Origin of the sequence: Beijerinckia sp. L45 (assembly GCF_009765775.1) — a bacterium.
Classification (GTDB): Bacteria; Pseudomonadota; Alphaproteobacteria; order Rhizobiales; family Beijerinckiaceae; genus RH-AL1.
The window spans coordinates 62,397-70,040 of record NZ_LMUU01000215.1 but is presented as its reverse complement, the minus strand read 5'-3'; the positions used below and the strand labels follow the sequence as shown (position 1 = coordinate 70,040).

Annotated in this window: 8 protein-coding genes; 1 reads left to right on the top strand and 7 read right to left on the bottom strand. The window is 60.0% G+C overall.

Translation table 11 applies throughout. From position 1 onward, the window contains the following. Positions 1-93: 93 nt before the first annotated feature. The 7 genes from GSQ79_RS22380 to GSQ79_RS22350 all read right to left on the bottom strand — a co-directional run bounded on the left by GSQ79_RS22380 (position 94) and on the right by GSQ79_RS22350 (position 6,058). The gene (locus GSQ79_RS22380; RefSeq protein ID WP_158810985.1) at positions 94-1,224 is read right to left on the bottom strand and encodes a histidine kinase dimerization/phosphoacceptor domain -containing protein; all 1,131 of its coding nucleotides are present in this window, start codon (positions 1,222-1,224) and stop codon (positions 94-96) included. A 297-nt stretch (positions 1,225-1,521) separates the two neighbouring features. Beyond that, positions 1,522-2,799 carry an MFS transporter gene (locus GSQ79_RS22375; protein ID WP_158810984.1) on the bottom strand — a complete coding sequence of 426 codons (1,278 nt, stop codon included), beginning with the start codon at positions 2,797-2,799 and terminating at the stop codon, positions 1,522-1,524. Between the two features lie 17 nt (positions 2,800-2,816). Continuing rightward, entirely contained in the window at positions 2,817-3,008 is a 192-nt protein-coding gene (locus GSQ79_RS22370) for a hypothetical protein (protein WP_158810983.1), read from the bottom strand. 300 nt (positions 3,009-3,308) lie between these two features. Next, the gene (locus GSQ79_RS22365) at positions 3,309-3,767 is read right to left on the bottom strand and encodes a cupin domain-containing protein (RefSeq protein ID WP_158810982.1); all 459 of its coding nucleotides are present in this window, start codon (positions 3,765-3,767) and stop codon (positions 3,309-3,311) included. Between the two features lie 9 nt (positions 3,768-3,776). Continuing rightward, positions 3,777-4,076, bottom strand: a complete 300-nt coding sequence (locus tag GSQ79_RS22360) for a YciI family protein (RefSeq protein ID WP_158810981.1) — start codon at positions 4,074-4,076, stop codon at positions 3,777-3,779. After that, on the bottom strand, positions 4,073-5,332 hold the full coding sequence (locus GSQ79_RS22355) for a flavin-dependent oxidoreductase (protein WP_158810980.1): 1,260 nt from the start codon (positions 5,330-5,332) through the stop codon (positions 4,073-4,075). The genes GSQ79_RS22360 and GSQ79_RS22355 overlap by 4 nt, the downstream gene beginning before the upstream one ends. A 96-nt stretch (positions 5,333-5,428) precedes the next feature. Continuing rightward, a complete protein-coding gene (locus GSQ79_RS22350) occupies positions 5,429-6,058 on the bottom strand; it encodes a TetR/AcrR family transcriptional regulator (protein WP_158810979.1) in 630 nt (209 codons plus the stop codon). 233 nt (positions 6,059-6,291) lie between these two features. Here GSQ79_RS22350 and GSQ79_RS30425 point away from each other — a divergent pair, with 233 nt between their 5' ends. Then, positions 6,292-7,437: an NAD(P)/FAD-dependent oxidoreductase gene (locus tag GSQ79_RS30425; RefSeq protein ID WP_158810978.1), complete on the top strand. Its 1,146-nt coding sequence runs from the start codon at positions 6,292-6,294 to the stop codon at positions 7,435-7,437. Positions 7,438-7,644 lie beyond the last annotated feature (207 nt).

Sequence of the window (7,644 nt, the reverse complement as noted above, 5' to 3'; positions counted from 1 at the left end):
GTCCCCACCACGACATGGCCTTCGTCCTCGAACATCGCCTCAAGCTGCATCAGCAGGATGGCTTCGTCCTCGACGATCAGAATGCGAAGCGGCTCACGCATGGCTCGTCTCCTCGGCAAGGAGCTGGAGGGGCATGGCAATGTCGACGCGCGTCCCCGGATCGTTCGAAAGCCAGGTGACTTCCGCCCTGAGCTGGCGGGCCACCGTCTTGATCAGGCGTCGCCCGAAGCCGGCTTTAGCGGGCTCAGCTTGCCCCGGCGCCATGCCCACTCCGTTATCGGCCACGACGACATTGAGGATATCCTGCGCCCGACGAATTTCGATCGCCAGTTGGCCTGCCCGTCCGAAAGGAAACGCATGCTTCAGCGCGTTGGTGATCAACTCGTTCAGCATCAAAGCGACCGGCGACGCCTGCTCCGAACGAACGTTGATTGGCTCGAGGTCGAGCGCCAAGGCGATATCGTCGCGCCCCGACGCCTTGATCAGCTCGCCTGCGATGTCGCGGATGAAGTCGGCGAGATCGAACTGCTGCACATCGCTCGACTGGTACAGCCGCCGATGGATCGTTCCGATCGACTCGACTCGCTGCAGCATGCCGCGCAAAGAGGCCTGGGCCTCGGGGTCCTTGATCGTACGGGCCTGCATGACGAGCAGCGAAGCGATCATCTGCAGGTTGTTCTTCACCCGATGATCGACTTCGTGGACGAGCATGGTTTTCGCCGCCAGCGCATCCTGCAGATCCTGGGTCCGCCGCGTCACTTCCCGCTCGAGCAGATCCTTCTGGATGCTCACCTGCATCTGCGCCATGACGCGGTCCGTGACATCGAGCTGCGAGGCAAAGAAGAATTGCAGTTCGCCCGAAGCATTGATGACCGGACTCAGATACAGGCCGTTCCAGAACGTGCTGCCATCCTTGCGATAGTTCAGCAGGTCGACGGCGATGTCGACGCGGCCCGCTATGGCGACGCGGATCGCAGTGACAGCGTCCCTGTCGGTGTCAGGCCCCTGCAGGAAGCGGCAGTTCCGACCCATGACCTCGGCACGGCTGTAGCCGGTAAGTCCGAGGAAGGCGGCATTGGCATAAACGATCGGGTTGTCCGGCAGGCGCGGATCCGTGATGATCATCGCCATCCGCGTGGCGCGGACGGCGGCCGCAAACGGGTCGCCTTGCCCCTGCTCGGCATGCAGCCGATCGGTTTCGTGCCAGTCGTGGACGTCGGTCATTGCCGCACCTTTAAGCCCGGTGCGAACACACCTGAGAATGTCTTGAAGGCGCACAACGAGTTCGTCGAAAGAGCGTTCCCGATTGCTGTGGCTACTTAGACGGCAGGCACGTCTCGAAGACGTCTGCCCGATTGCACCGACCCGCAATGGCGGCTCGCACGCCTTGTCTCGCGCGGCCTGACCTATGGCAACGGGGCGCTCAAACCATCGGGACTTCGAATGGTTTGCGCCGCCGATCTCAGCGTGGATATAAGCTTCGTGGCCGCCAGGACTGCCGGCGGGCATTCGCACCTTTCGCTATCGCAACCGAATTAACGGAATAAGCGCGAGAGAGCTTAAAACGGCGGCAGCGACCACGATCATCAGGCCGACTTGGAAGCTCCCGGTCAAAGCGACAAGCCAGCCGATCAACGCGGGCGCACACGCTCCAACGAGATTGCCGATCCCATTGATCACGCCAACACCGGTTGACGTCACCGAAGCAGGGAGCACCTTCATTGCCAACGCATACTGCGGCGGGGCGCCAAAGCCCCAAGCGCCGGCACTCAGCGCTATGATTATTGCCGCAACATGCGGATCGTCGACTAAAGTACCAACGAATAGCAATACGCCAGCCATGAATAGCCCAACGACACAAACAAGAGCCTTATGTCCGGTGCGGTCCGCAATAAAGCCTGACGCCACCTCGGCAAAGAACATCAGAACGAAAGGCAGCGATGAATAGAGCCCCATCTGGCGAAGATTGAAATGTCTGACTTTTTCAAGGTAGGTCGGCAACCAGCCGTTGAGGCCCCAAAGATAGGTCAAAAACCCGGCGCAATAGATTGATAGAAGCCAGACCCGCTTGTCAGAGAGAACAAGACGAACGTCGGCGAGACGAAGGGGTGTCCGGACTGCAGCAACGGGCGCGTCGGAACGATCACGGAGAACAGAAAAAACCAGCGGCATAACAATGATGAGGCTTAGCGCACCCAGCACGTAGAACGAGGCACGCCATCCATAACTTGCAACGAGCCAAATCGTCAGCGGAAAACCGATTGCAGAGCCGATAGGACTTCCCACCATCCAAACGGCGTTCGCACGCCCCTGCTCGCGGGGCGGAAACCAACGTTGTACTGTTTTCGCTATCAGTGAGAACTGCGGTCCTTCGCTAAGGCCGAGGATGACGCGGCAAAACATCATGGCTGCATAGGAACTGCAACTTCCCATCAGCAGCATCATTACCCCCCACAATCCGGCTGCGTATCCTAAAGCTCGGCGCGGTCCCAAAAGATCGCCCAAAAAGCTCAAGAAGATCGCCGATATTGCGTATGCAAGAAGGAAGGCGGTCATGAGAAGACCGAGCATTGCGGGACGAAATCCTGTCCCGATCGCTGCATTAAAGCTCGGATCGGTAAACAGGACTGCGATGCTGATGCGATCAAAGAAACCGGTGACAACTGTCGCAAGCATAACGAAGGCGATGACCCATCGCCACGGCGATGGCGAACGCAGCGCATCGTGCCTCAAGAGATCCTCAGTCGTTTCCAGGTCGGCATTTCCGGCACTTCGAGCAATCACCAAGGACTCTGACATCTGGTATCCTCTTTCCATCATGGTCCGAGCCCGATGAGCACCTCTTCAAGTACGCTCGGATTTGATTTTTGCAAAAAGCTGCCGACGATCTCTAAAGCCGACTCGGAAAGGCGTGCCGTTGTTGCGGGCGTGAAGCACGCATGTTCGCGCTTTTCAAGCATCACAGGACGACAAGTCAATCTGAAGTCTTGGCGCATCTGCACGTCCAAGCTGCAAGCCATATACACCCGGGCACTCTAGTATAATGTCTTGGTGCCATACAATCTGCAAAAACCGTGCCCGCGTGCCGAACCGCGTTTTAAAAGACGGGCTTTCACATGATCCCGGACCAGGGCTCCACGAAAGAACCGCCTTCCAGGCGCCGCCGCAGCTCTCAGCAAAAAGTTCGCGCCATCCTGACGGCCTGGCCTATTGCCAAAAGTCGCAGCGAATTACAGCGTCTTCATCGAGTTGAACAAAACCATTCAATGCCAGATCAATGCGCGCGATCCAAACGGGTCGCCGCGCCATTAAGATCCGACAAGGGCAACCTGCCGCTTGCGCTGCGCCACGATCGCATCGAGACGGCTGTCGTCGAGATGCGGCGTCAGGACAACGTTTTCCTGCTCCTGCGGATCGTTTCGCGCGGTCAGCGCCGTGGCGCCTTCGACGTCGCTGAGGTTGAAAGCCTTGTGCGGGACGAAGGGCGGAATGAAGCAAAACACGCCGGGCTCGATCAGCACTTCCTTCTCGAGGTCTTTGCCGAAGAACAGCGCGATCTTGCCGCTGACGCCGTAGATCGCGGTCTCGAAATCGCGGTGGTAATGCGCCTTCGCCGCGCCGCCCGGCCCGAAGGCGGTGAGGTTCATCGACAGCGCGGTGGTGCCGGCCGACGCCCCGCTGATGCCGAAGAACTGTGGCATGCCCTGCCGCGCCTGGCTCGCCTGCTCCGGACGGACGATCACCACGTCCTTGAAATCGTCGCTCATGGTCCGCTCCTACAGTGTGACGCTGCCGTAAAAGGGCGCCTTGCCCCAGTGATAGATGGTCGGTTTCGACCAGACGTTCTCCAGGCGATAGGGATCGTCTTCGACAAGCCGCTCGGCCGCGGCGTGGTCCGCGACGCTCATGATCCACATCGCCCCGCAGAACGGCTGTCCAGCATCGGGCCGGAGGCCGCCGGCAAGAACGATCGCGCCCTGCTGATGTTCGAGATAGGCAAAATGCGCGGCGCTGACGGCGGCGTCGACGGTGGTCGGGTCCACAGCGTCGTGGAACAGCGCGATGAAGCGGCTCATCGCCCGCCCGTCGCCACGGATTGCGCCACGGCACGCGCCGACATGACGCTCGATTTGCTGGCATAGCCGCGCACGATCTGCTCGCGCTCGCCGCGGCTCAGCACCGCGTCGATGTCGGCAAAACCATCGGGAGCGCGGACCTCGATCGCATCGATCACCGCCTCAGGACCGCCGCCGCGATTGAGCCGGACGATCTCGGAGGTTCCAGGCAAGCGATCCTGTTCGTAGGTTTTCAGTGCCGCGACGGGTTCGTCGTGCGTCGCCAGCGCGTCGGACAAGCAGCGCGCGTCGAGGATTGCCTGCGACGCGCCGTTGCCACCCATCGGATACATCGGATGCGCGGCATCGCCCAGCAGCGTCACGCGACCTTGAGACCAATGAGCGATCGGATCGCGATCGCACATCGGGTACTCCCAGAACGTGCCGGTCGCCGCGACCAGCGCGTCGACGTTGACGGTGTCGATCGTAAATTGCTTCAACAGGGGCGCGAGATCCGCCATCTGGCCAGGTCGCGCCCAGTCCTCGCGACGCGGCGGGGTGGCGCCAAATGGCGCGGTTCGAGCGCAGACGACCCAGTTCGTCAGGCGCGTCTCCGGCGTCGTCCCGGGACCGATGGGATAGCACACGACCTTGGCATCGACGCCGCCGGCAATGAGCATCGACGCACCGCCCTTGAACGTCGCCCAGTCCGCCGCGCCACGCCACATCATCAGACCGCTCCACAGCGGTGGTCCTTCTTGAGGCACAAGGCGCTGGCGCACGACCGAGTGGATGCCATCCGCGCCGACGAGGACATCGCCATGCGCCGCCGTTATCGTGCCGTCCGCGGCGACGACGTCGACCGTCACGCCGTCCGCCGTCTGGCGAAAGGCCTCGAAACGTTGGCCGAGATGGATCGAACCCTCCGGCAAGGTCCGGCAGGCGGCCTCAAAGAGCATCGTCTGCAGCAGCCCGCGATGAACGAAGAATTGCGGAACGGCGTGGCCGGCGAGCATGCCGCGCGGTTCGTCCCACACGCCTTGGCCGCGACGGGTCTCGTAATACATATGCGCGCTGCGCGTCGCGATGGCGTCGAGTTCGGGCAGTAGATCGAGCGCCGCTAGCTGAGCGACCGCATGCGGCATGAGCACGATACCGACGCCGAGGGCGCGGATTTCTTTCGCCTGCTCAAATATCTCGCAGCGCATGCCCTGGCGCTGCAGGAAGAGCGCGGTTGTAAGCCCTCCGATTCCGGCGCCGGCAATTAGAACCTTCATGGCGTACTCCCTGGCGCGGCAGCGTAGCGAGCGCGGTACGATCGTTGGAGTACAGCCGAAAATAGCCTCGAAAGCAATAGCGACTAGCATTCGCTTTTACGTGATTTCCGGAATTTTCATCGTTGCGCCTGTCGCGCCCCGTTCGGCACGTTGCGGCGCGAAAAGCATATCGACGAACATCGTGACGTGCGCGTCGCTGCAGAGCGACGAAGGATGGATCCGGGCACTAAGCGCAAATCCGTCGAAGCTCATGATTATAATATGCGCCATCGTAAGAGCCTTGGATCGCGTAATCTTCGGCGAAGACAACACCCGCATCAGCATGCCGGCAAGCCTGGTTTCAGTCCATTGCAACAAGCCAGGATCGTAGCCGCCGTCCTGTGTAGCCGACGCGAGCGCCTGCATTAGATTGATCGCGAACCCGTTTTCCGCCCGGGGTATCTCCTGCCAGATTGTTGCAATGATCCGGGTGAGCGCCGCTCGCCGGTCTGGCATCACGGAGACAGCACACTCCAGCGCTTCGAGCTTGGCTTTGAACCACGGCGTGTAAACCTCGTAGACGATCTCCAGTTTTGAGCTGAAATAGACATAGACAGACGATGGCGCGACGCCTGCGCGCATGGCGATCTGTGGAATCGTGGCGCTGATATAGCCTTTTTCCACAAACAGTTCGCCTGCGGCATCCAGGATCGCGGTACGTATGGCTTCTTTTTTGATTTGTGCCACGTCATCAACTTGAGTTTGGATCAGAGCGCCTCCAGGACGAACTGATAGCTTGGTGAAATCGTCTTGCGAAAAGATCCTTATCTATTTCGATGACCCTATGGTCGGCTCGGCATAATACCTGCTTTCATGGCCCGCTTTCGTATTCGGGGGGGCCGCGGCCCTCTCTGCGCCCGGAGCTCAAGGAAAGAGCCTCCGCACCGAATCTACTCTGATATGTCTTGAGGATATGACCAATGAGCCGTCGAGTGGAGATTGTTGGAGCGGGTTTTTCGGGTCTCGCATCAGCCTGCGCGTTGCGCATGCGAGGCTGGGACGTTCGAGTTCATGAACGCTCGACAGAGTTGAGGGCAAGCGGTGCTGGCATCTATCTATATGAAAACGGGCTCCGTGTGCTCGAGACTTTCGGTGCCCTCGACCGTATCACTCGCGGCGCCCGTCCCGCGCCCATTCGCGAGATACGTGACCAACAGGATAGGCTGATCTCAACGCATAAATGGGACGACAGCGTCCGCGTCTATTGCGTCGCTCGTCAACTGCTGATTGACAGTCTAGCTGAATCGGCTCGGCAACTCGGTTGTGAGATCGTAACGAGCTCTGAAGCGGCAGGCATTCGCCCAAATGGAGAGCTTTGTTTTACCGATGGGCGCGTGATCGAAGCGGATCTCGTCGTGGCCGCCGATGGCGTCAATTCCAAGATTCGCGACTCTCTTAACCTGCTTGAAACGCGCAGACCGATGTTGGATGGCGCCATCCGCGTTATGATCGATAAGACCAAGGACGATCTGCTTGACGGCAAAACGATCGAATATTGGTCCGGCAGTCGGCGCGTTCTGTACACCCCGTGCAGCCAGAAGGAGATCTACGTCTGCTTGACGATGCTTCATCGTGACACCCCCGCGACGACCGTTCCGCTGAATAAGGATGAATGGAAGCGTTCTTTTCCAAATCTCAGTACACTTATCGATCGGCTCGGGGATGACTGTCGATACGACCGGTTTGAGTGCATCCAGCTCAGGCGCTGGTCACACGACAACGTCGCAGTTCTCGGAGACGCAGCCCATGCGCTTCCCCCCAACATTGGCCAGGGAGCCGGGTGCGGCATGATGAATGCTCTATCGATGTCGATTTATCTTGATCGATATCAGAGCGTTCGCGAGGCTCTTGGAGAATGGGAACGAAGAGAGAGGCCTTTGACGGATCACACGCAAAGGGTATCGGTCATCCTCGGACTTCCCACAAACTGGCCTTCACCACTGCGCGCTCTGTTCTTTCGACTTGTAGCGCGATCGCGGTGGGCAAGCGCGCAGAGGACACGGACAGCGCGACATCGGCCCCTTGGATCAATCGGGAGCACATCCGCTTCGCTCCGAGTGCACTGAAAGCGCCCCAGGCTCCTCGTCGGAGGCCCACAGGCCTGAGGGTCGGTGAGGCGGGCAGCTCATGTCTATGCGGTTCAGGTCCGGAACCCTATGGGATGACCTAACGCGGAGACGATGAGAGGAGCTCGGCTCGCATCGACGGCGACGTCTCATGGCGGATGCGGCAGTGCTGCGAGCAGCTCCCGCGTATACGCATGTGCAGGCTGC